Origin of the sequence: Clostridium sp. UBA5119 (assembly GCF_002414285.1) — a bacterium.
Lineage (GTDB): Bacteria > Bacillota > Clostridia > Clostridiales > Clostridiaceae > Clostridium_J > Clostridium_J sulfidigenes.
The window spans coordinates 12,126-12,409 of sequence record NZ_DHYX01000012.1; positions in this window are offsets into that span (position 1 = coordinate 12,126).

Here is a 284-nt window from a genome sequence, read left to right on the forward strand (position 1 = left end):
ATACTAATAAAAAAGTTATTCACTATTATAAAATGATTTATCTAAGTTACAATAGGGGATAACTTTTAAATCTATGAATATTTTATTACAAAAAGTTTTACCAGTACAGCAGTAGGAATAGCCGTTGAAGAAGGACTCATATCTTTACAGGACAAAGTCATAGATTATTTTAAAGTTTATAGCGGGAGGTAAGGATGAAAAAAATAATACATATATGTTTTTCTGATAGTGCCATAGGAAGTGTGAAATATGCGATAAAAAAAGATGTAATTGAAGGCGAAAAA